Origin of the sequence: Streptomyces sp. NPDC057002, assembly GCF_042673825.1 — a bacterium.
GTDB lineage: Bacteria > Actinomycetota > Actinomycetes > Streptomycetales > Streptomycetaceae > Streptomyces.
In genome coordinates this window covers 274,837-297,535 of sequence record NZ_JBHURZ010000010.1, presented here as the reverse complement: position 1 = coordinate 297,535, position 22,699 = coordinate 274,837, and the positions used below count along the sequence as shown (strand labels likewise).

General features: G+C 70.2%; 17 protein-coding genes. 12 read left to right on the top strand and 5 right to left on the bottom strand.

Annotated elements, in window-relative coordinates:
• Positions 1-2: 2 nt before the first annotated feature.
• From ACFT32_RS38900 to ACFT32_RS38890, 3 genes are all read left to right on the top strand, one after another.
• Positions 3-1,931, top strand: a complete 1,929-nt coding sequence (locus ACFT32_RS38900; RefSeq protein ID WP_382498694.1) for an IucA/IucC family protein — start codon at positions 3-5, stop codon at positions 1,929-1,931.
• Positions 1,932-2,014: 83 nt separating this feature from the next.
• Positions 2,015-2,770, top strand: coding sequence for a GNAT family N-acetyltransferase (locus tag ACFT32_RS38895; RefSeq protein WP_382498603.1), 756 nt, complete (start codon positions 2,015-2,017; stop codon positions 2,768-2,770).
• Between the two features lie 145 nt (positions 2,771-2,915).
• Entirely contained in the window at positions 2,916-4,892 is a 1,977-nt protein-coding gene (locus ACFT32_RS38890) for an ATP-dependent DNA helicase (protein WP_382498601.1), read from the top strand.
• Between the two features lie 179 nt (positions 4,893-5,071).
• Here ACFT32_RS38890 and lexA read toward each other — a convergent pair whose 3' ends face one another.
• On the bottom strand, positions 5,072-5,851 hold the full coding sequence (gene lexA / locus ACFT32_RS38885; RefSeq protein ID WP_215118136.1) for a transcriptional repressor LexA: 780 nt from the start codon (positions 5,849-5,851) through the stop codon (positions 5,072-5,074).
• A 632-nt stretch (positions 5,852-6,483) separates the two neighbouring features.
• On the opposite strand from lexA, the gene nrdR reads away from it, so the two are divergent.
• The gene (gene nrdR, locus ACFT32_RS38880; RefSeq protein ID WP_382498599.1) at positions 6,484-7,044 is read left to right on the top strand and encodes a transcriptional regulator NrdR; all 561 of its coding nucleotides are present in this window, start codon (positions 6,484-6,486) and stop codon (positions 7,042-7,044) included.
• 164 nt (positions 7,045-7,208) lie between these two features.
• Complete coding sequence (locus ACFT32_RS38875; RefSeq protein WP_382498597.1) at positions 7,209-10,088, top strand: vitamin B12-dependent ribonucleotide reductase; 2,880 nt, start codon at positions 7,209-7,211, stop codon at positions 10,086-10,088.
• 90 nt (positions 10,089-10,178) lie between these two features.
• Here ACFT32_RS38875 and ACFT32_RS38870 read toward each other — a convergent pair whose 3' ends face one another.
• Positions 10,179-10,712: a TerD family protein gene (locus tag ACFT32_RS38870; protein WP_382498596.1), complete on the bottom strand. Its 534-nt coding sequence runs from the start codon at positions 10,710-10,712 to the stop codon at positions 10,179-10,181.
• 155 nt (positions 10,713-10,867) lie between these two features.
• Between ACFT32_RS38870 and ACFT32_RS38865 the strand changes: the two genes are divergently transcribed.
• From ACFT32_RS38865 to ACFT32_RS38855, 3 genes are all read left to right on the top strand, one after another.
• Complete coding sequence (locus ACFT32_RS38865; protein ID WP_382498595.1) at positions 10,868-11,473, top strand: YdbC family protein; 606 nt, start codon at positions 10,868-10,870, stop codon at positions 11,471-11,473.
• Positions 11,474-11,653: 180 nt separating this feature from the next.
• Positions 11,654-12,313: a histidine phosphatase family protein gene (locus ACFT32_RS38860; RefSeq protein ID WP_382498593.1), complete on the top strand. Its 660-nt coding sequence runs from the start codon at positions 11,654-11,656 to the stop codon at positions 12,311-12,313.
• Between the two features lie 12 nt (positions 12,314-12,325).
• Positions 12,326-13,231 carry an ADP-ribosylglycohydrolase family protein gene (locus tag ACFT32_RS38855; RefSeq protein ID WP_382498591.1) on the top strand — a complete coding sequence of 302 codons (906 nt, stop codon included), beginning with the start codon at positions 12,326-12,328 and terminating at the stop codon, positions 13,229-13,231.
• 311 nt (positions 13,232-13,542) lie between these two features.
• Here ACFT32_RS38855 and ACFT32_RS38850 read toward each other — a convergent pair whose 3' ends face one another.
• On the bottom strand, positions 13,543-15,090 hold the full coding sequence (locus ACFT32_RS38850; protein ID WP_382498589.1) for an MFS transporter: 1,548 nt from the start codon (positions 15,088-15,090) through the stop codon (positions 13,543-13,545).
• 187 nt (positions 15,091-15,277) lie between these two features.
• On the opposite strand from ACFT32_RS38850, the gene ACFT32_RS38845 reads away from it, so the two are divergent.
• From ACFT32_RS38845 to ACFT32_RS38835, 3 genes are all read left to right on the top strand, one after another.
• The gene (locus ACFT32_RS38845; protein ID WP_382498586.1) at positions 15,278-15,898 is read left to right on the top strand and encodes a TetR/AcrR family transcriptional regulator; all 621 of its coding nucleotides are present in this window, start codon (positions 15,278-15,280) and stop codon (positions 15,896-15,898) included.
• 82 nt (positions 15,899-15,980) lie between these two features.
• Positions 15,981-16,682: a ribonuclease HII gene (locus tag ACFT32_RS38840; protein WP_382498584.1), complete on the top strand. Its 702-nt coding sequence runs from the start codon at positions 15,981-15,983 to the stop codon at positions 16,680-16,682.
• A 68-nt stretch (positions 16,683-16,750) separates the two neighbouring features.
• On the top strand, positions 16,751-17,380 hold the full coding sequence (locus tag ACFT32_RS38835; RefSeq protein ID WP_382498582.1) for a hypothetical protein: 630 nt from the start codon (positions 16,751-16,753) through the stop codon (positions 17,378-17,380).
• Between the two features lie 235 nt (positions 17,381-17,615).
• On the opposite strand, the gene ACFT32_RS38830 is transcribed toward ACFT32_RS38835, so the two are convergent.
• Both ACFT32_RS38830 and ACFT32_RS38825 read right to left on the bottom strand, forming a co-directional pair.
• On the bottom strand, positions 17,616-18,230 hold the full coding sequence (locus ACFT32_RS38830; RefSeq protein ID WP_382498579.1) for a hypothetical protein: 615 nt from the start codon (positions 18,228-18,230) through the stop codon (positions 17,616-17,618).
• A 345-nt stretch (positions 18,231-18,575) separates the two neighbouring features.
• Positions 18,576-20,741: a RecQ family ATP-dependent DNA helicase gene (locus ACFT32_RS38825; protein WP_382498577.1), complete on the bottom strand. Its 2,166-nt coding sequence runs from the start codon at positions 20,739-20,741 to the stop codon at positions 18,576-18,578.
• A 143-nt stretch (positions 20,742-20,884) separates the two neighbouring features.
• On the opposite strand from ACFT32_RS38825, the gene ACFT32_RS38820 reads away from it, so the two are divergent.
• Complete coding sequence (locus ACFT32_RS38820; protein ID WP_382498575.1) at positions 20,885-22,576, top strand: DUF4192 domain-containing protein; 1,692 nt, start codon at positions 20,885-20,887, stop codon at positions 22,574-22,576.
• Positions 22,577-22,699: the final 123 nt, after the last annotated feature.

Genomic DNA, 22,699 nt, shown 5'->3' with positions numbered 1-22,699 from the left:
CGATGCGGGGAGGTTCCGTCGACGCCGGGCTGTCGGGCGCGTCTGTCGACTCGGCGGTCCCTGGCCCGAGGCCGAGGCCCGCGTCACCTTCCGCCGCGGAGCTGAACGCCGGACCCGTCACCGACCTCCTGGACCACCCCGACCCGCACATCGCCGCCCGGGCGGCCGCCGTGGAGAACCTGCTGCGCTGCTGGGTGCGTGAGAACGACCAGCCGGCCCCCTCCGACGGGGTCCTTCGCATCCCCCTTCCCGCCAGCGGCACGGCCCTTCTCGCCCCGGTCCGCTACTGGTCCCCGACGGGCTGGCACCGCTTCGGCCTGCCGCAGCTGGCCGACGCCCCCGACCATGCCCCGCCGGCCGATGCCGTCACGGTCGCCGCCCTGCTCACCAGAGAAACGTCCGCGGAGGACCCCGATGCCGGCGGCGCTGCCGGTGACGGTCAGGGAGGCGTCGCACTGGTCGCGGGTGTCGCCGACTCCCTCCGCCGTGTCGCCGCCTTCGTCAGCGATCGCCGGGAACGTCCGGCTGACGGCCCTGACCTCTTTCTCGCCGCGGAGCAGGCACTCGTCCTCGGACACCCCCTGCATCCGTCCCCGAAGAGCCGGGAGGGCCTCTCCGAGACCGAAGCCCGGCTGTACTCACCCGAGTTGCGCGGTTCCCTTCCTCTGCACTGGATGGCTGTCGCTCCCTCCGTCCTCGCCACCGACTCCGCCTGGACCGAACGCGGCCGCCCTGTCCCCGCCGCCCGGCTCACCGCACGCCTGGCCGGGACCGGCCTGTCGCTGCCGGACGGGTACGCGGGGTACGCCCTGCTGCCCCTGCACCCCTGGCAGGCGCGCGAGGTCCGGCACCGTCCGGAGACGGCCGCCCTGCTGGACGCGGGACTGCTCCGTGACCTCGGCACTCACGGCGCTCCCTGGCAGCCCACCTCCTCCGTACGAACCGTCTACCGAACCGGCGCCCCCGCGATGCTCAAGCTGTCGATGGGCCTGCGTATCACCAACTCCCGCCGCGAGAACCTCCGTAAGGAACTCCACCGGGGCGTGGAGGTCCACCGTCTGCTCCGCAGCGGACTCGCGCAGCAGTGGCGTGCCGTGCATCCGGGCTTCGACGTCGTGCGCGATCCGGCCTGGCTGGCTGTGGACGATGCCGACGGCGTGCCCTTGCCCGGACTGGACGTGGCGATCCGCCACAACCCGTTCGCCTCCTCCGACGACGTCTCCTGTGTCGCCGGATTCGTGTCGCCACGCCCGAGCTCCCCGGCTGGGCCCGGGGCCGTACCGGACCGTCGGGAGACGCACGGCCCGGTACTCCGGTCCAGGCTGGCCGAGGTCGTCACGCGTCTCGCCCGCCGGACCGGCCGACCGCACGGGGCCGTTGCCGCCGAGTGGTTCCTGCGCTACCTCCAGCACGTCGTGCGTCCCGTCCTGTGGCTGGACGCCGAGGCCGGCATCGCCCTCGAAGCGCACCAGCAGAACACTCTGCTCCTGCTGGACGCCGAGGGCTGGCCCACGGGCGGCCGTTACCGCGACAACCAGGGCTACTACTTCCGCGAGTCCCGGCGGACGGAGCTCGATGCCCGGTTGCCCGGCATCGGAGAGCAGAGCGACACTTTCGTCCGCGACGAGGTCGCCGACGAGCGCTTCGCGTACTACCTGGCCATCAACAACGTACTCGGCCTCATCGGCGCGTTCGGCTCCCAGGGACTGGCCGACGAGCGGCTGCTGCTCGCCGCCTTCCGCCGTTTCCTCGGGAACGCCGCCTCCGGTCCGGCCCGGTTGCGCACGTCGCTGCCCGCCCGCCTGCTCGACTCACCGGTGCTGCGCTGCAAGGCCAACCTGCTGACCCGGCTGCACGGCCTTGACGAACTCGTCGGCCCGGTCGACACCCAGTCCGTCTACGTCACCATCGCCAACCCCCTGCACTCCTGACCACCCTGACCGTCCCCGACCACGCCTGACCTCCTTCATCCCTGAGGACATGCCCCACCCCCCCTTACTGAGAGGAGCGTTCGGTGCCCTTCGCCGACCCCACCACCGACCTCGGTACCGCTGTTCCCGTCACGGCCGACTTCGGCTCTGATGCCGGCGAGGGGGACGCCGGTGAGGGCGGGCGTGGCGAGGACACGATGGATCTGAGGCTCCCGGACGAACTCATCGCCCTTATCGCGACCCGTGACACTTCGGTCCTCCTGACGGAGTCCGACCTCCTCGACCGGGTCGCCGACTGGGGCCCGGCCGACACCTCCGCGGGCGTCTTCCACCTCGTCCCCGTGCGCGTCGACCGTGACCTTCCGCTCATCAGCCGATGGATGAACGACCCTGCCGCGGCGTTCTGGGAGCTGTCCGGACCGCAGGAGGTGACCGAGGAGCACCTGCGGGCCCAGCTCGCCGACGTCGGACGGAGCGTCCCGTGTATCGGCGTGCTGGACGGAACGCCGATGAGCTACTGGGAGATCTACCGGGCGGACCTCGACCCGTTGGCCCGCCACTACCCCGCCCGGCCTCATGACACGGGACTCCACCTCCTCGTCGGTGCCGTCGCCGACCGGGGGCGTGGCCTGGGCGGTCTGCTGTTGCGAGCCGTAGCCGATCTCGCTCTCGCGCAGCGGTCCTCCTGCGCACGCGTCATCGCAGAGCCTGACATTCGCAACACCCCCTCCATCGCCGCTTTCCTGACTGCCGGCTTCCGGTTCTCCGCCGAGGTCGACCTGCCCGCGAAACGGGCCGCCCTCATGATCCGAGACCGGTCCCTCCGGTATCTGCTGTAGCGCTGTGTCACCGCATCATCACTCATTGAACGCGGCGCGTGACGCTGCGGTTCCCACCCGTCGAGGAGCCCAAGGTCTTGATCCCGTCCCCCGCCCCCGCCTTGATCACCCGTTTGTCAGTGCCGGGTCGTAGGGTGGTCGCGCTATGACGAAGCCCTCACTCCCCGAACTCCTGCATGCCGCCGTCACTGCCGTCGGCGGTACGGAGCGCCCCGGTCAGGTGACCATGGCCGAATCCGTCGCGGAAGCGATCGACGGCGGCTCCCACCTGCTGGTCCAGGCCGGCACCGGCACCGGAAAGTCACTGGGCTACCTGGTGCCCGCGCTCGCTCACGGGGAGCGTGTGGTCGTCGCGACCGCCACCCTGGCCCTGCAGCGCCAGCTGGTGGAGCGCGACCTGCCGAGAACGGTCGAGTCGCTGCACCCCCTGCTGCGCCGCCGCCCGGAGTTCGCGATGCTCAAGGGCCGGTCGAACTACCTGTGCCTGCACCGTCTGCACGAGGGTGTCCCGCAGGACGAGGAAGAAGGCCTCTTCGACCAGTTCGAGGCGGCCGCTCCCACCAGCAAGCTGGGTCAGGACCTGCTGCGGGTGCGCGACTGGGCCGACGAGACCGAGACCGGGGACCGTGACAACCTCACGCCGGGTATCTCGGACCGGGCCTGGGCCCAGGTGTCGGTGTCGTCGAGAGAGTGCCTGGGCGCCTCGAAGTGCGCGTACGGAGCGGAGTGCTTCGCCGAGATGGCCCGCGAGCGCGCCAAGCTCTCCGATGTCGTCGTCACCAACCACGCGCTGCTCGCCATCGACGCCATCGAGGGCGCCCCGGTCCTCCCGCAGCACGAGGTGCTGATCGTCGACGAGGCCCATGAGCTGGTCTCCCGGGTCACCGGAGTCGCCACCGGCGAGCTCACCCCCGGCCAGGTCAACCGCGCGGTGCGCCGCGCAGCGAAACTCGTCAACGAGAAGGCGGCGGACCAGCTCCAGACCGCCTCCGAGGGGTTCGAACGGCTGATGGAGCTGGCTCTGCCGGGCCGGCTCGAGGAAATCCCCGAGGACCTCGGCTACGCGCTCATGGCATTGCGCGACGCGTGCCGCACCGTCATCTCCGGGATCGGCGCGACCCGCGACAAGTCCGTCCAGGACGAGGACGCGGTCCGCAAACAGGCCCTGGCGGCCGTGGAGAACGTGCACGACGTGGCGGAGCGGATCACGAACGGCTCCGAATGGGACGTGGTCTGGTACGAGCGCCACGACCGCTTCGGCGCCTCCCTGCGGGTCGCCCCCATGTCCGTCTCGGGCCTCCTGCGGGAGAAGCTCTTCGCGGACCGCTCCGTCGTCCTGACGTCCGCGACGCTGAAGCTGGGCGGCGACTTCAACGGCGTCGGTGCCTCCCTCGGTCTCGCTCCCGAGGGCACCGAGGGCGACGACCTCCCGCAGTGGAAGGGCATCGACGTCGGCTCGCCCTTCGACTACCGCAAGCAGGGCATCCTGTACGTCGCCAAGCACCTGGCACGCCCGGCGCGGGACGGGGACCGCGCGGACATGCTCGACGAGCTCACCGAGCTGATCCAGGCGGCGGGCGGCCGCACCCTGGGCCTGTTCTCCTCCATGCGCGGCGCCCAGCTGGCCGCCGAGGAACTGCGCTCCCGGATCCCGGAGTTCCCGATCCTCCTCCAGGGCGAGGAGACGCTCGGCGAGCTCATCAAGAACTTCGCGGCGGACCCGAAGACCTGTCTGTTCGGCACGCTGTCGCTGTGGCAGGGCGTGGACGTCCCCGGGCCCAGCTGCCAACTGGTCGTGATGGACAAGATCCCGTTCCCGCGCCCCGACGATCCGCTGATGAGCGCCCGCCAGAAGGCCGTGGAGGATGCGGGCGGCAATGGCTTCATGGCGGTCGCCGCCACTCACGCCGCGCTCCTCATGGCCCAGGGCGCCGGCCGTCTCGTACGGGCGTCGGGCGATCGCGGTGTGGTCGCCGTGCTGGACCAGAGGCTGGCGACGGCCCGGTACGGGGGCTATCTGAAGGCGTCGATGCCCGACTTCTGGTTCACGGCCGACCGTAATCAGGTGCGGAAGTCGCTGGCGGCGATCGACGCGGCGGCGCAGCAGACGGAAGCCGGGTGATTCTCGGGGGTCGGTATCCGCGGTGGCGGAGCCACCGCCGACCCCCACCGCCCACTCGGTCTCAGGCCGGTCCGCGGGTACCGGGCCCGGACAGCACAGGGCCCCGGAACCGGCGCAGGGGTTCCGGGGCCCGGTCAGAGGGCGGGCCCGCTGGGGCCCGCCCGACGCGGTGCGTGGCGTCAGACGCGGCGCAGTACGGCCACCACCTTGCCGAGGATGGTCGCGTCGTCGCCGGGGATCGGCTCGTAGGCCGCGTTGTGCGGCAGGAGCCAGACGTGGCCGTCCTCGCGCTTGAAGCGCTTGACGGTGGCCTCTCCGTCGAGCATCGCGGCCACGATGTCGCCGTTCTCCGCGACCGGCTGGCGGCGGACCGTGACCCAGTCGCCGTCGCAGATCGCGGCTTCGATCATCGAGTCACCGACGACCTTCAGGACGAACAGCTCACCGTCGCCGACGAGCTGGCGGGGGAGAGGGAAGACGTCTTCGACGGACTCCTCGGCGAGAATCGGGCCACCGGCGGCGATCCTGCCGACCAGCGGGACGTACGACGCGGCGGGCTTGCCCGCGGTGTCCGTGGGCTGCACGGAGGCGGCCTGGTCCGAGCCGCGCACCTCGTACGCGCGCGGGCGGTGCGGGTCGCGGCGCAGGAAGCCCTTGCGCTCCAGTGCCATCAGCTGGTGTGCGACGGAGGAGGTGCTGGAAAGGCCGACGGCCTGGCCGATCTCCCGCATCGACGGCGGGTAGCCGCGCCGCTGCACTGAGTCCCTGATGACCTCGATCACGCGGCGTTGGCGGTCGGTAAGTCCGGAGCTGTCCGCCCGGATGCCGGGAGGTCGTCCCGGCAAGGAGCGCTTGTGCCCCTCCGGGTTCGTAACTTCGTTCATCGCGTGCACCGGCTCGAGTCGGCCCTGGGAGCGGTCCTGGGCAGTGATGGTGGCACTGTCTGCGGTGGTGGTCACGTCGGCCCCTCTCGATGGTCTCCCTGCTGGACAACGGTAGTTGGTTTCGAAAGGTTGCGCCAAACACACGTTCGAGTGAAAAATCGTGAATCGACTGCCACGATCATGCGTCCGGGTGTATTGGCTGCCGCGTTTCCTGGCGGGCAAAAGGGTTCATTGCTGTACTCTTCACCGCCGGGGTGATCACCTCGTGGACTGTTGCCCCAGTCTGCCATCCGGCATTCCCCTGCCCTGGGACCAGCGGTCATCTGTGCGGGAGTCCCACGCCCCCTCCTCGCGGCGCCCACGGTATCTCCGCATGTGCCGTAGCGATACGGCCGTGCGTGAACGGATGCCACCGCGCGCGAGTGGCGCGTCCCTTCGCCGGTGAACAGCGGGGCGGCGGTGTGCGGTCGAGGCCGGTGCGGCTCGGCCTGTCGGGCCTCACCTGCGGCTACGCGTGCGACACGCGTGGGTGGCGTGGATGTATGAGCCAATCCCCACATCTAGTGGTTGGATTGCAGCAGCAGCCCACAAGTTGTGGTCCCCCGGGTCTCAGTGCCCATGGTCATCGCCTATGCTTGGGACTGCTTCGTGGGGCGCAAGAGGCCCGGCGAGGCTATTGAGTCTGCTGTGAGGAGGGTTGGGAGTTCATGCACTGCCCCTTCTGCAGGCACCCCGACAGCCGTGTCGTCGACAGTCGTACGACCGACGACGGCACGTCGATCCGCAGGCGCCGCCAGTGCCCTGACTGCTCCCGTCGTTTCACGACCGTGGAGACGTGCTCGCTCATGGTGGTCAAGCGGTCCGGAGTCACCGAACCCTTCAGTCGCACCAAGGTCATCAACGGTGTGCGCAAGGCGTGCCAGGGACGGCCCGTCACCGAGGACGCGCTCGCCCAGCTCGGCCAGCGGGTCGAGGAGGCGGTGCGGGCCACCGGAAGCGCCGAGCTGACCACCCACGACGTGGGGCTGGCCATTCTCGGCCCGTTGCAGGAGCTCGATCTCGTCGCCTATCTGCGATTCGCCTCCGTCTACCGGGCGTTCGACTCGCTCGAGGACTTCGAGGCGGCCATCACGGAACTGAGGCAAGAGACGGGACGCACCGACGCGGACGACGGCGACCGCGAGGACACGGGTGCGGGGAGCCAGGAAGACGACCGCGGGCCCGGAGGGACCACACAGGTCCCCGAGCCCGCAGGCGCCGCCGACTGACCGGCGGGCCGGACCCGGACGGCAGCTCCGGGCCCGGCCGGGCGGCGGCGATGTAAAGACCTGTTGCGGGCGATGTGAGTAGGTGCCCGCAGCACCAGACAGAACACCGTGCCACGGGAACAACGGGGCACTTCAGGGCGTTTTCGCCCGTACAGGGAGGCGGCATGACAGAGACGGCGAGCGGTCCGGCACGGAGTTCCCGCGCCAAGGGCACCAAGGCGAACAAGGGTCTGCGTATCGAGCGCATCCACACCACCCCTGGGGTCCACCCCTATGACGAGGTGGCGTGGGAGAGCCGTGACGTCGTCATGACCAACTGGCGCGACGGCTCGGTCAACTTCGAGCAGCGCGGCGTCGAGTTCCCCGACTTCTGGTCGGTGAACGCGGTCAACATCGTCACCAGCAAGTACTTCCGCGGTGCCGTCGGCACCCCGCAGCGCGAGACCGGCCTCAAGCAGCTGATCGACCGCATCGTGAAGACGTACCGGAAGGCTGGCGAGGACCACAAGTACTTCGCCTCTCCCGCCGATGCCGAGATCTTCGAGCACGAGCTGGCGTACGCCCTCCTGCACCAGATCTTCAGCTTCAACAGCCCTGTCTGGTTCAACGTCGGCACCAAGCAGCCCCAGCAGGTCTCCGCCTGCTTCATCCTGGCCGTCGACGACTCCATGGAGTCGATCCTCGACTGGTACAAGGAAGAGGGCATGATCTTCAAGGGCGGCTCCGGCGCCGGCCTGAACCTCTCCCGGATCCGCTCCTCCAAGGAACTGCTGTCCTCCGGCGGCAACGCCTCCGGCCCGGTCTCCTTCATGCGCGGAGCCGACGCCTCCGCAGGAACGATCAAGTCCGGTGGCGCCACCCGCCGTGCCGCCAAGATGGTCGTCCTCGACGTGGACCACCCGGACATCGAGGACTTCATCGAGACCAAGGTCAAGGAAGAGGAGAAGATCCGCATCCTGCGGGACGCGGGCTTCGACATGGACCTGGGCGGCGACGACATCGCGTCCGTCCAGTACCAGAACGCCAACAACTCGGTCCGCGTGAACGACGAGTTCATGACCGCGGTCGAGCAGGGCGGCCAGTTCGGGCTGCGCGGCCGGATGACCGGCGAGGTCATCGAGGAGGTCGACGCCAAGGCGCTCTTCCGCAAGATCGCCGAGGCCGCGTGGGCCTGCGCCGACCCCGGCATCCAGTACGACGGCACCATCAACAACTGGCACACCTGCCCCGAGTCCGGCCGGATCACCGCGTCGAACCCGTGCAGCGAGTACATGCACCTGGACAACACGTCCTGCAACCTGGCCTCGCTGAACCTGATGAAGTTCCTCAAGGACGACGGCCAGGGCAACCAGTCCTTCGCGGCCGAGCGCTTCCAGAAGGTCGTCGAGCTGGTCATCACCGCGATGGACATCTCGATCTGCTTCGCCGACTTCCCGACCCAGAAGATCGGCGAGAACACGCGCGCGTTCCGCCAGCTCGGCATCGGCTACGCCAACCTCGGCGCCCTGCTGATGGCGACCGGCCACGCCTACGACTCCGACGGCGGCCGCGCCCTCGCCGGCTCCATCACCTCGCTGATGACCGGTACGGCGTACCGTCGCTCCGCCGAACTCGCCGCGGTCGTCGGCCCGTACGACGGCTACGCCCGCAACGCCGACGCCCACAAGCGCGTCATGAAGCAGCACTCGGACGCCAACGACAAGGCCGTCCGCATGGACGACCTGGACACCCCGGTGTGGGCGGCCGCCAGCGAGGCCTGGCAGGACGTGGTGCGCCTCGGTGAGAAGAACGGTTTCCGTAACTCCCAGGCGTCGGTGCTCGCCCCGACCGGCACCATCGGCCTCGCGATGTCCTGCGACACCACCGGTGTCGAGCCCGACCTCGCGCTGGTCAAGTTCAAGAAGCTGGTCGGCGGCGGCTCGATGCAGATCGTCAACGGCACCGTCCCGCAGGCCCTGCGCCGCCTGGGCTACCTGGAAGAGCAGATCGAGGCGATCGTCGCCCACATCGCCGACCACGGCAATGTGATCGACGCCCCGAGCCTCAAGCCCGAGCACTACGAGGTGTTCGACTGCGCCATGGGCGAGCGGTCCATCTCCGCGATGGGTCACGTCCGGATGATGGCCGCGATCCAGCCGTGGATTTCCGGCGCCATCTCCAAGACGGTCAACATGCCGGAGTCGGCGACCGTCGAGGAGGTCGAGGAGATCTACTTCGAGGCCTGGAAGCTGGGCGTCAAGGCGCTCGCGATCTACCGCGACAACTGCAAGGTCGGCCAGCCCCTCTCCGCCAAGAAGAAGGAGGAGGAGAAGGCCGAGGAGCCCGCGGCCGTCGAGGCCAAGGTCGAGAAGGTGGTCGAGTACCGCCCGGTCCGCAAGCGCCTCCCGAAGGGACGTCCCGGCATCACCACGTCCTTCACCGTCGGCGGTGCCGAGGGCTACATGACCGCCAACTCCTACCCGGACGACGGTCTGGGCGAGGTCTTCCTGAAGATGTCCAAGCAGGGCTCGACCCTCGCGGGCATGATGGACGCCTTCTCCATCGCGGTCTCCGTCGGCCTCCAGTACGGCGTCCCCCTGGAGACGTACGTCTCGAAGTTCACGAACATGCGCTTCGAGCCGGCCGGCATGACGGACGACCCGGACGTGCGGATGGCGCAGTCGATCGTCGACTACATCTTCCGCCGCCTGGCGCTCGACTTCCTGCCCTTCGAGACGCGCTCCGCGCTCGGCATCCACTCCGCCGACGAGCGTCAGCGTCACCTCGAGACGGGTTCGTACGAGCCGAACGAGGACGAGGTCGACGTCGAGGGCCTGGCCCAGTCGGCGCCGCGCGCCCAGGAGCTGAAGGCCGTCACCGCTCCGAAGAACGAAGTGGCGGCCCAGCCCGCCCCGCAGCAGGCCCACACCAGTGCCGAACTGGTGGAGATGCAGCTGGGCATCCAGGCCGACGCCCCGCTGTGCTTCTCCTGCGGTACGAAGATGCAGCGCGCCGGTTCGTGCTACATCTGCGAGGGCTGCGGCTCGACCAGCGGCTGCAGCTGACGCCGAGCGCCTGAGCCGATGACAGAGGGGCACCGCCTTCGGGCGGTGCCCCTCTTGTCTTCACAGGCCGCGGATGTCACGGCATGGTGCTCATGCCCCGCGAGCCGCACCCATCGTCCTGGTGAAGGCCACGGGGTCGCCCTCGAAGCCGCGCAGGCCGGAGTGGAAAGCCCAGGGGCCGGAGCCGTCCCGGACGAACTCCGCGACCGTCGCGGCCGTCGCCCCCAGGACGCCGCCGAAGTCATCCTCCGCGAGGACGGTGTACCCCTCGCGGATCCGCAGGCCGGGGTTGACCACGCTGACGAAGGTGCGCTCGGCCGGGCGCTGCTGGATGACGACACCGACCACCACGCGCGCGTACCGGTCGTCGAGCCGGTCGAGTTCCAGCGTCATGACCTCGTCGTAGCCGAAGCCCTGGCCGTCCTTGCTGTCCCGGTTGAGGTAGATGGTGCCGTCGGGGGAGCGGCTGTCGAAGTGCACCACATAGGCGGGATCGCCGTGCGGGTCGTCCGCCGGATACGTCGCCGCCACGAGATCCAGATCGGTGGACGGCTGCCCTGCCGGACTGGGATCCCACCTCATCGCGATCTCGATCTTGCTCAGTCCCTTGTTGAGCCCGTCCACCAGAGTCCCCTTCCCCGTACCGACCCACCTGTTCGCCCCAACTGCCGGGCGCTTACGACTGTTTGTCCATCCTGCCACGGGAGCGGGTGCGCGCGTGGGGGAGCGGTCCGGCCGAGAGTGACCGGCGCCACGCTCCGTGGCCTTACCATGGCGCGGTGCTGGTCAAGTGGATTCGCTGCACCGTGGTGGACCGCCGCGGTTTCGAGCGGGGGCAGCGGAAGTGGGCGGGGCTTCTGGGGGAGCCGGGGTTTCGCGGGCAGGGGGGTGGCTGGAGCCGGGGGCGGCCGGACGTGGCGCACATCTTCGCGTTCTGGGAGAGCCGCGCCTTCTACGACTCGTTCATGGCGCGGTCCCACGACCGGCTGGCGTCGGCCCAGTCGGGCACCTTCAAGGACGCCCAGGTCAGGCTCTTCGACTACCGCTTCGACGTGAAGACCGGCTTCGAACCGCGCTTCACGGACGCCGACCTGCTGCGGGTGGCGCTCTGCCGTGTCCATGAGGAGCGGGCCGAGCATTTCGTGCTGATGCAGGAGAAGGTCTGGAACCCGGCGATGGCCGGCTCTCCCGGCATGGTGCGCGGGCTGTTCGGCGAGGCGCCCGGGCACGAGTTCCTGGTGCTGTCGATGTGGCGCTCGGACGCCGAGCACGGCAAGTACCGCACCGAGCGCGTGGAGCGGCTCGCCCTGAGAGCCCAGACGGAGGCGGACGTGGCGGCGCTCACCGGGGACATCGTGGGCATGGAGTCGAGCTGGACCGTCTGACCCGTCTGACCCGTCTGACCCGTCCGGCCGGACGGCCTGATTCGGAATGGTTCGGTCGAATTGGTTCCGGTCGGTGACGGGCGTGACCTGTGTGACCTGTGGTGCAGGATCTGTGTGACCTACGCTGTATGGGTGGGGTATGAGTGCTGCGCAAGCGCTCACCCGATCTAGGGTCTTGGCATGGCACGACCACGGCGCATCGTCCTTGTCCGGCACGGCGAGTCAACGGGCAATGTTGATGACTCCGTGTACGAGCGTGTACCCGACCACGCCCTGTCGCTGACCGAAAAGGGCCGGCGACAGGCGGAGGCGACGGGCGAGCAGCTGCGTGAACGGTTCGGCGGTGAGCACGTCAGTGTGTACGTCTCCCCGTACCGCCGTACGCACGAGACGCTGCGCTCCTTCCACCTCGACCCCGACCTCATACGCGTACGCGAGGAGCCCCGGCTGCGCGAGCAGGACTGGGGCAACTGGCAGGACCGGGACGAGGTCCGTCTCCAGAAGGCCTATCGGGACGCGTACGGCCACTTCTTCTACCGTTTCGCCCAGGGCGAGTCCGGCGCCGATGTCTACGACCGGGTCGGCGGCTTCCTGGAGAGCCTGTTCCGCAGCTTCGAGGACCCCGACCATCCGCCGAACGTCCTCATCGTGACCCACGGTCTGGCCATGCGGCTGTTCTGCATGCGGTGGTTCCACTGGACGGTCTCGGAGTTCGAGTCGCTGTCGAACCCGGGGAACGGCGAGGTGCGGATGCTCGTTCTGGGAGAGGACGGCAAGTACACCCTCGACCGGCCGTTCGACCGCTGGCGAGATCCCGAACCCTACGGGATCACCGGATAGAGTGGCAGGGCGATGACCGCTGACTCCTCCCATGACGTGCGCCTGGACCGCGCCCTGGCCAGCCTGCGCGGACTGTCCGTCGGGGACGCCCTGGGTTCCCAGTACTTCGTGCCGGTGAACTACCCGCTGCTGAAGCGCCGCGAGGTGCCGTCCGGGCTGTGGCAGTGGACCGACGACACGGAGATGGCCGGTTCCGTCGTCGCCGTCCTGGCCGCCCACCACCGCGTCGACCAGGACGCCCTGGCCCGTTCCTTCGCCGAGCACCACGATTTCGACCGCGGCTACGGCCCCGCGGTCAACCGCCTGCTGCGACTCGTCCGGGAGGGCGGAGACTGGCGCGAACTCGCCGCCGCGCTCTTCAACGGACAGGGGTCCTGGGGCAACGGCGCCGCGATGCGGATCGCCCCGCTGGGCGCCTGGTACGCGGGTGACCCCGAGCAGGCGACCCACCAGGCGGAGATCTCGGCCTACACGACCCACCAGCACCGTGAGGCGGTCGTCGGAGCGATGGCCGTCGCCGCGGCCGCCTCGTTCGCGGCCGATCCCGGCGGGCCGCCCGGCGCCGAGGCACTCCTCGACGGGGTCATCGACCTGGTGCCGAAGAGCGCGGTGGGCGCGGGGCTGCGCCGGGCCCGGGACATGCTCGATTACGGCGACCCGGCCACGGTCGCGGCGGTACTGGGGTGCGGCCGGCGGACGACTGCCCATGACACCGTGCCCTTCGCCCTCTGGTCGGCGGCGAGAAGCCTCGGTGACTACGAGCAGGCGTTCTGGACGACCGCGCAGGTCGGCGGGGATGTCGACACCACCTGCGCCATCGTCGGCGGTGTGATCGCCGCGGGCAAGGCGGGGACACCGCCCGCCGAGTGGGTGGAGCGGACCGAACCGCTCCCGGGATGGGTGCCCGCGTCGGCCTAGCGGCAGCGGCTCTCGAGCCTCTTCGTGAACTCTCCGTACATCGCGGGAACTCTCCGTACACTGTGGGAACTCTCCGTAATCGCCCGCTCGTTGTCGTGACATCCGCTGTGCGAGCCGTCAGGGCGCGCAGGCATCGGAGTGGAGCGATGGGGGTGAACATGGGAGTCCTGCTCGCGGTTCTGATCCACTGGTGGGGCGCTTTCGCGCGCCGTCCGGGGAGCGAATCGGTCGCGAACCGGCCCGACAGCCGCCGCCAGGCAAGTGTCACGCCCGTCGGCGAGCCGTCGAAGCCGGCTCGTGGTGCTGTCGCGTCAGCCGAGTCCCGGCCCGGCCGAGCCGGCGAGTGCCTCCAGGTCGCTCTTCCGGACCCGGATCACCAGCCAGGCCGTGGCCAGGGCGAGGACGGCCATCGCCGCTGCCGGGATGAAGGCTGCCGAGATGCCCTGGGCCAGCACCTCGTGCCCCCATGGTGCGGGCAGTTGCTGCGTACGGGCGAACTCCGCCTTCTGCTCCGCGGAGCCCTCGGCCATGAACTGCGGAAGCTGCTTCTCCGCCTCGTCCCGGGTCGCCGTGCCGAAGACCGTCGTCAGGATGGCCAGGCCCAGCGATCCGCCCACCTGCTGCGTCGTGTTGAGCAGCCCGGACGCGGCGCCCGCCTCGTGCGGGGCGACACCGGAGACGGCGGTGAGCGTCAGTGTCACGAAGTTCAGCCCCATACCGAAGCCGAACACCAGCATCGGGCCGAGAACCCCGCTGACGTAGGAACTGTCGGAGCTGATGAGCGCCTGCCAGGCCAGTCCGATCATCGCGAGGGCCGAGCCGGCGAGCATGAAGGGCTTGGGGCCCAGCACCGGCAGGAACCGCTGCGACAGGCCCGCGCCGAGCGCGATCACGACCGTCACGGGCAGGAAGGCGAGCCCCGCCTGGATCGGGCTGTAGCCGAGCACGTTCTGCACGAACAGCACGATGTAGAAGAACATGCCGAACATCGCCGCGGCCAGGCTCAGCATGATCACGTACGTCCCGGAGCGGTTGCGGTCGGCGAACATCCGCAGTGGGGTGATCGGTTCCTTGGCCCGGGACTCGATGATCCCGAAGGCCAGCAGCAGGACCACCGCGGCGCCGAAGGACCCGATGGTGAGGCTGTCCCGCCATCCCTCGTCCGCCGCCCGGATGAAGCCGTAGACGAGGGACGCCATGCCCGTCGTCGAGGTCACCGCACCCGCGATGTCGAACCGGCCGGTGTGCCGGTCGGACTCGCTGATGTAGAGCGGTGTGAGCACGGCGATCAGCACGCCGATCGGCACGTTCACGAAGAGCACCCAGCGCCAGTCGAGCCACTCGGTGAGCATGCCGCCGGCGAGCAGGCCGATGGCGCCGCCGCCGGCCGACACCGCGGCGAAGACGCCGAAGGCCCGGTTGCGCTCAGGGCCCTCGGGGAACGTGGTGGTGATGAGGGCCAGCGAGGTGGGCGACGCGATGGCGCCCCCGACGCCTTGCAGTACCCGTGCGGCCAGCAACTGCCAGGGCTCCTGGGCGAGCCCGCCGAGCAGCGAGGCGAGGGTGAACAGCAGGATGCCGGTCATGAAGACCCGGCGGCGGCCGAGGATGTCACCGGCGCGGCCGCCGAGGAGCAGCAGACCGCCGAAGGTGAGTGTGTAGGAGCTGACGACCCAGGTGAGGTCGGTGGTGCTGAACTTGAGCGCGTCTTGAATGTGCGGGAGCGCGATGTTCACAATCGTCGCGTCGAGTACCACCATGAGTTGGCAGGCCGCGATGACGGCGAGTGCGATGCCGGGATGTCCCTCCCGGCGGGCCGCACCTGGCTTCTGGTCCTGGAGCAATGGAGAGGTTGTCACTATGGGTCCCCCACGAGTGCGTTAGTGAACGCTCGCGTTCACTGCCGCGTCAAAGGTAGTGAGTCCCCGACAGTGAACGCAAGCGTTCACTCGCGGCGTCGTCGTTCGGCATGTCCCCCTCTGTCGCCGTCCGGCACGCCCCCACATCCCCGAAATCCCCGCTTCTCTGTTCGTTGGAGAGAGTCAGATGGTTACCCCGAGCTGGGCGGATGCCCCCGCTCAGACAGCCGCCCGCCGCCGCGGCGCCGTGCTCGAGCGTGCGATCCTCGACGCCGCACTGGACCAACTCAGCACCGTCGGCTGGAGTGGCCTGACGATGGAGGGCGTCGCCGCCGGAGCCCAGACCGGCAAGGCCGCGGTCTACCGGCGCTGGCCGTCCAAGGAGGACCTTGTCGCCGACGCTCTGCGTACCGGTCTCCCCCATTTCGACGAGGCACCCGACGAGGGTGGGGTGCGGGAGGACCTCTTGGTGCTGTGTCTGCGAGCCCGGGACGCGATGTTCTCCCGTCCTGGTGTCGCGCTTCGCTCGGTGATTCACGAATGCGATACGACGCAGGCCGAGCGGTTTCATGGCGTGATCTTCGACGGTGTCGTGGAACCCACCATCAAGATGCTTCGAGAGGTCATCGAGCGGGGGATCCAGCGAGGAGAGGTGCGCTCCGACGCCGCGAACGGCTATGTCTTCGACGCCATCCCGGCCATGATGATGTACCGCTCCAAGATGTGCGGCTGCGAATGGCGGGATCATGAAATCGAGGAGATGATCGACCAGTTGATGGTTCCGCTGCTGCGGCCGAGTGGCTCCTGACAGGTGCTCGCGAGGGATGTGACGCCGCCGGGGTGGGCCAGGGTGTCGCGGGCGCTTCCGGGCGGCGTAACCTAGGGGCGCCATGCCGTACGAACCACCTACTCACACCGTCGAGCGCTCCCTTCGAGCCACGACCGGAGCGAAGATCGTTGCAGGTGTCGACGAGGTGGGGCGCGGCGCGTGGGCCGGCCCTGTCACCGTCTGCGCGGCGATCACCGGACTGCGCCGGCCGCCCGAGGGCCTCACGGACTCGAAGCTGCTCACCATCAAGCGGCGCACCCAACTCGCCGAGGCACTGCGGACATGGGTGACGTCGTACGCCCTGGGTCATGCCTCCCCGGAGGAGATAGACGAACTGGGGATGACGGCCGCGCTGCGGCTCGCGGCGGGGCGTGCGCTGGATGCCTTGCCGGTCCGCCCGGACGCGGTCATCCTCGATGGCAAGCACGACTATCTCGGTTCGCCCTGGCGCGTCCGTACGGTGATCAAGGGCGACCAGTCCTGCGTGGCGGTGGCCGCTGCATCGGTGATCGCCAAGGTTCAGCGCGACAAAATGATGGCCGAACTGGGTATCGACCATGCAGACTTCGGTTTTGCGGACAACGCCGGGTATCCATCCCCCGTGCACAAGGCCGCACTGGCGGAGCGGGGCCCCACCCCCTACCACCGGTTGTCATGGGCGTATCTTGATGCGCTGCCCCAGTGGCGGCACCTCAAGAAGGTCCGCAGCTGGGCGGACGGAAGTGTTCCGGAAATCGAGGGTCAGCTCGGCTTCGATTTCTGACGGTTTCGTTCGCACTCATGCGCCACCCGCCGACGCGGGCCGTACCAGTGTTTGATAAAAATCAACTCATGCCTCTCATTCCCGAGGAGCCTCAGATTCACGAGAGTGCCCAGGGTCCCCGCGCCACTCCGGCCAGCGGCCGCACCGCGCCGACCCCCCGTCCCGTACCCGGCCCCCGTCCCGCGGCTCCGTCGCGTCCCGGTCGTCCAGGCCCTCTCCGGCCCGCGCCGCCGGTGCAGCGTACGCCGCGTGACGCAGCCGCCAAGCCCGGTCCGTCCGGGCCCGCCGCCGGTGCCGCCGCTCCGGTCGGCCCGCAGATCCAGCTGATCCCGGCTTCCGCACAGGGCGCGCTCGACGCCGCCGAGGAGGCCGTGGATCTGCTCCTGGACTCCGGTCGCGCCCCGAGCGACGTCCTGGTGATCACGACCGGCGAACAGCACCCTTGGGCCATCCACGAGCTGTCCTTCGGTGAAACCTCCTACTGGGCTCAGCACGACGCCCGTGACGACGTCTTCTACACGGACGCCACCATCGCGGCCCGCGCCGCGTCGCGTCCGGTGGTCGTGGTCGCCGTCAACGGCGGGTCCGAGGCCGCAGCCGCGAGCGCGCTGTCCCTGGCCCACTCCCGGGCGAGCACCCTGCTGATCGTCTGCGGTGACCCGCAGCAGATCAACTCGGTGCTGGGCGCGGGGGTCTGAGCCGCTTCCTCGGCGTCCCGCCGGGCGCTGGGGAGGGCTTCAGGCGCCGCTACGGCGGCTCCGCGGGGTGGGCGGTTCGGCATGCCCGCAGGACTGGACGTCGTTGCTGCGTACGGGCTCTGCCCGGTTAGGAAACGCGTCCTGTGGCCGTGCGCGGGTCGGCACGCACGGGCTCGTCTGCCGTGCCTTGGGGGCACGGCACCGCGCCCGATCGAAATTGGCCGGCCAGAGAACTTCAGCGTGCTGCCGCCGCGCGGCGCAGGACTTCCGAGGCGGCGCCACCGGTGCGCGGCAGCGGTGGCGCCGCCTCGGAAGTGGCGAACGGCTCCGGTGCCGAGCCCGAGTGGGGGCGGCGTCCGCCGCGGCCTTCGCCGAGGACCTGCCAGCCGTCACGCGTCAGCGTGATGTACGCCCCGCAGCGCAACCCGTGCAGGGTGCACGCGTCGCGCAGGCCCCACATCCACGCGCCGTCCTCCTCCGTCCAACGCGCGTCGCCCTCACGGCAGTAGAGCAGCACCGCGGTCCGCACCGGCGTGCGGCGCCGCAGATCGTGCGGGATGACGCGGCGCAGCTGCGCGAGCAGCACGTTGCGGAACATCCAGCCGTCGGCCGGGGCCGGGCGGCGTACGAACGAGGCGCTCGCCCGCAGTCGCTCGTCCGGGTCGAGCACGGCGACGACAGCGGTCGCCGGCTGAGGGTGGTGCCGGGCATGCAGTCCGCTGACGACCTCACGGGGGTCGCGCAACAGTGGGATCCCGGCGGCGGCCCATTCCGCGGGTTCGAGCAAGCGGTTGGCGGAAGCGGCGGACGTCGACGCCGCTGCCGAGGCCGGAGCGAATCCGAAGGTCACGGTCCTCCCTTCGGCTACGCGCCCACACAGCGGGCGAGGTCGGATTCCTGGGAGCGCGCACCGCAGCGAAGCCCTACCGGATCGGCGGGCGCGCCGTGCGGGAGCGGACCTCAATTCTTCCTGTCGAACTTGAATGCGGCAACGAGCAATTGAGGCCGTCGACCGCTATCAGATGATGCGCGGCTAATATCCCTGCCCTGTGCGCCGCCGGGCCACCCATGGGGCGTTCGAGCACGACACGTTCGTACGTGACGGCGGAGTGCGGCGTCCAGAGGTGTGCGCGAATCGGCAGGTGGCGAGTGCCCTGTGCTCCGGGGCTGACACCTCGCCCCGGAGGGTCGGTCGTCAGCCCTGCAAGGCCAGTACGAGCGGCAACACCCCCTGCGCACCGGAGCGTCGGAGCATGCGGGCCGCCACCGCGAGGGTCCACCCGGTCTCCGTGTAGTCGTCCACGAGGAGGACCGGGCCCTGGGCTTCCGCCAGGGCGGAGGCGAGGGTGGGCGGCACGGTCAGAGCGCCGTCGAGTGCCTTCAGCCGCTGCGCGCTGTTGCTCCGGGAGCCCGGGTGCGCGTCGCCGGTGTACTCGATGGCACCCAGCAGCGGCAGTCGGCCGACTTCCGCGATGCGCGCTCCCAGGGAGTGGATCAACGCGGGGCGGGTGCGGGACGCCACCGTGACGACGCCGACCGGGCGCGGCTGGGCGTCCGACGTGCCGGAAGCCCAGCCGCCGGGGCCCTTGGCCCAGTCGGCCAGCACGCTCACCACCGCCTTCGCCACGTCGTCCGGAACGGGCCCGTCGGGGGCCTGGGGAGCGAGCAGGGGCCGCAGCCGGTTGCCCCAGCCGATGTCCGACAGCCGCCCCAAGGCGCGTCCCGACGCGGCCTGTTCGCCGGCCGGAATACGTCCCTTGAGGTCCACTCCGATCGCCGGCAGCCCCGTGGGCCACATGCGGCGGGGCTCCACCTCGACCCCCGCCCGGCCCAGGTCCACACGCGCGGCGTCGAGTGCCTCCTCGGACGTGTCGGCGACGAAGCGCGGGCCCGTGCAGTTGTCGCAGCGACCGCACGGCTTGGCGGCCTCGTCGTCGAGCTGGTGCTGCAGGTACTCCATGCGGCAGTCCGTCGTCGACGCGTAGGCGCGCATCGCCTGCTGCTCGGTCTCCCGCTGGCGCGCCACCCAGGCGTAGCGCTCTGCGTCGTACGTCCACGGCTGCCCGGTCGAGATCCAGCCGCCCTTGACCCGCCTGACCGCACCGTCCACGTCGAGGACCTTGAGCATGGTCTCCAGACGGGAGCGGCGCAGTTCCACCAGGGGCTCCAGAGCGGGCAGCGACAGGGGCTTCTCCGCGTGCGCGAGGAGATCGAGCGTGCGGCGCACCAGGTCTTCCGAGGGGAAGGCGAGCGACGCGAAGTACTTCCAGATCGCCTCGTCCTCCTTCCCTGGGAGCAAGAGCACCTCGGCGTGCTCCACACCGCGTCCCGCGCGGCCCACCTGCTGGTAGTAGGCGATGGGCGAGGAGGGCGAGCCGAGGTGCACCACGAAGCCCAGATCGGGCTTGTCGAAGCCCATGCCGAGTGCGGAGGTGGCGACCAGCGCCTTCACCTTGTTGGCGAGCAGGTCCTCTTCGGCCTGCTGACGATCGGCGTTCTCCGTCTTGCCCGTGTACGAGGAGACCGTGTGCCCGCGCTGCCGGAGGAAGGCGGTGACCTCCTCGGCGGCGGCCACGGTGAGCGTGTAGATGATCCCGGAGCCCGGCAGTTCGTCGAGGTGCTCGGCGAGCCAGGCCATCCGATGCGCGGCGTCCGGCAGCCGCAGCACGCTCAGGCTCAGGCTGTCGCGGTCCAGTGGGCCCCGCAGCACCAGGGCGTCCGAGCTGCCGCCGGTGCCCAGCTGTTCCGCGACGTCGGCCGTCACACGGGCGTTGGCGGTGGCCGTGGTCGCGAGCACCGGCACACCGGGCGGGAGGTCGGCGAGCATGGTGCGCAGCCGGCGGTAGTCCGGCCGGAAGTCGTGGCCCCAGTCGGAGATGCAGTGGGCCTCGTCCACCACCAGCAGCCCGGTGGCGGCCGCCAGCCGGGGCAGTACCTGGTCCCGGAAGTCCGGGTTGTTGAGCCGCTCGGGACTGACCAGCAGGACGTCCACCTCACCCGCGGCGATCTCGTCCTGAACGGCCTCCCACTCCTCGGTGTTCGAGGAGTTGATGGTCCGGGCGTGGATGCCGGCCCGGGCCGCCGCCTCGACCTGGTTCCGCATGAGGGCGAGCAGCGGGGAGACGATCACCGTCGGACCGCTGCCCCGCGCCCGCAGGAGCGAGGTCGCCACGAAATAGACCGCGGACTTGCCCCAGCCCGTGCGCTGGACGACCAGGGCACGTCGTCTGTCGGCGACCAGCGCCTCGATCGCCCGCCACTGGTCCTCGCGCAGCCGGGCCGCCCCCGAGGCGTCCCCGACGAGACGGGCGAGGACCGTGTCGGCCGCCGCCCGGAGATCCGCGTTGCTCGTGTGCTCCATGCGTTCCATGAAACAGGACGGCAGTGACAACGGGGGCGCTGCACCGGGAGGCGGGGGAGATGGGGCCCTTGTGGTGACGTGTCCCTGATCGGGGTTATCCACAGGGCAAACCGGAGCTGCGGATTCCGCGAGATCGTCTCCGCATGACGAACCACAGCGAAGCGACTGGATCCTCCGAGAACGGCGACATCACCGGGCCCGATGCACCGGGCAGGCACAAGAACGGTGGGCAGCGGAAACGGGAGCCGGACGCGGGCGGCGCAGCAGGACTGCACGTTCCCAGCCCCGCGCACGACAGCCACGGCGGCGAGCATCAGGTCACCCTGCGCACCCCGGCCGAACTGGCCGACGCCCTGCCCTATCTGCTCGGGTACCGCCCAGAGGACAGCATCGTCCTGGTCGCCCTGCACGACAAGGACGGACGCGGACGGTTCGGAGGGCGGGCCCGGCTCGGTATCCCCGCCAACGCGGACGACTGGCCGTCCGCGGCCGGACAACTGGCCCACGGCCTGGTGACGGGCAGCGAGCGCCGAGGGGCCAGGCCCGAGTCGATGGTCGCCTTCCTCTGCCAAGAGCCGCGCAAGGGCGAGTCAGGGCAGCAGGTCATGGAGCGGCTGAGGCCTCTGGCCCAGAGGCTGCGGGTCGAGTGCGGTTCCCGGGACGTGGTGGTGGTCGAGGCGCTGTGCATCTCGGAGGGCCGCTACTGGTCGTACTGCTGTGACAACGCGGCATGCTGCCCGTCCGAGGGAGCTCCCATGGGCCTGCCCGGCACCTCCGTGCTGGCCGCCGCGGCCACCTATGCGGGGATCCAGGTGCGCGGCACGCTACGGGAGCTACGGGCCAGGCTGCTGCCTTGGGAGAACGCCGCCGCCCTCGAACAGGAGGCCGCGCTCGACACCGCCAGCATGGCGCTGGTCCCGAGGCTCCTGGACGACGTGGGCCGCGCCTCCGTGGCCGACGAGACGCTGGAACTGGCGGGGAGGATCCTGGACCGCTTCGCCGAGGCCCGGCCGGTCTCCGGGATGCTCCTGGCGGACCTCCGCGACGACGAACTTCTCGGGCATGACGAGGCCGCACGGTTGATCCTCGGTCTCCAGGACCGCGCGACCCGCGACCGCGCGGCCGAGTGGATGGAGGGCGACGAAGCCGCACGCGCCCTTCGACTCTGGCGGACACTGGCCCGCCGCTGCGTCGGCCCCTACGGCGAACATGCCGCCGCGCCGCTCACTCTCGCCGGCTGGGTCGCATGGTCCACCGGCGACGAACTGGAGGCCCGGGAAGCCCTCGCCATGGCCCTGGGCGCGGATCCCGACTACCTCTTCGCCCGTCTCCTGCACCAGGCTTGCAACGAAGGCCTGGACCCGGAGTCGATCCGCACCTGCCTGCGAGCGGAGCGGGAAGGACGTGGGCGGGCCGTGGTCGACCACGCCATGATCCGTGCGCATGTTGCCGAGGCCGTCGGGCGAGAGACAGTCGTCGGGCGAGAGACAGCGGTGCCACAGCCCGATCCCGCACCCACGCCCGCGGCGTCGCCCTCACGCCGTCGCCGCCGCTCCCGTTCCGTCGGTGCTGCCGACACCGCCTCCAGCCCCGACACCGCCTCGGGCCGTACCCGTGCCGGCCGCGACACGAGCAGGCCGACCTCGCTCGGGCGTAAGCCGACGGGCACCACGCGCCCTGCCGGTGCCGCGGAAGCGGGCATGCGCCCCGATCGTGCGACTACGGGTCCCGCGCGGTCCGGCAGTGCGCGCACCTCACGGAAGGCAGCCATGCCCTGCCGGGACGCGGGTCAGGACGGCGTTCAGCCCGGCCACGGCACGGAGAGGGAGGAGTGACTCGGAAGGCGCCGGGGCGCGGGCGTGACTCGACGGACGTGCACGGCGTTCACCTGAGTGGCGGAACGCCCGCACGGGTGTGACGCCGCACCGCCCCTGCACCGTCGGAGCCCTCCGGCACCG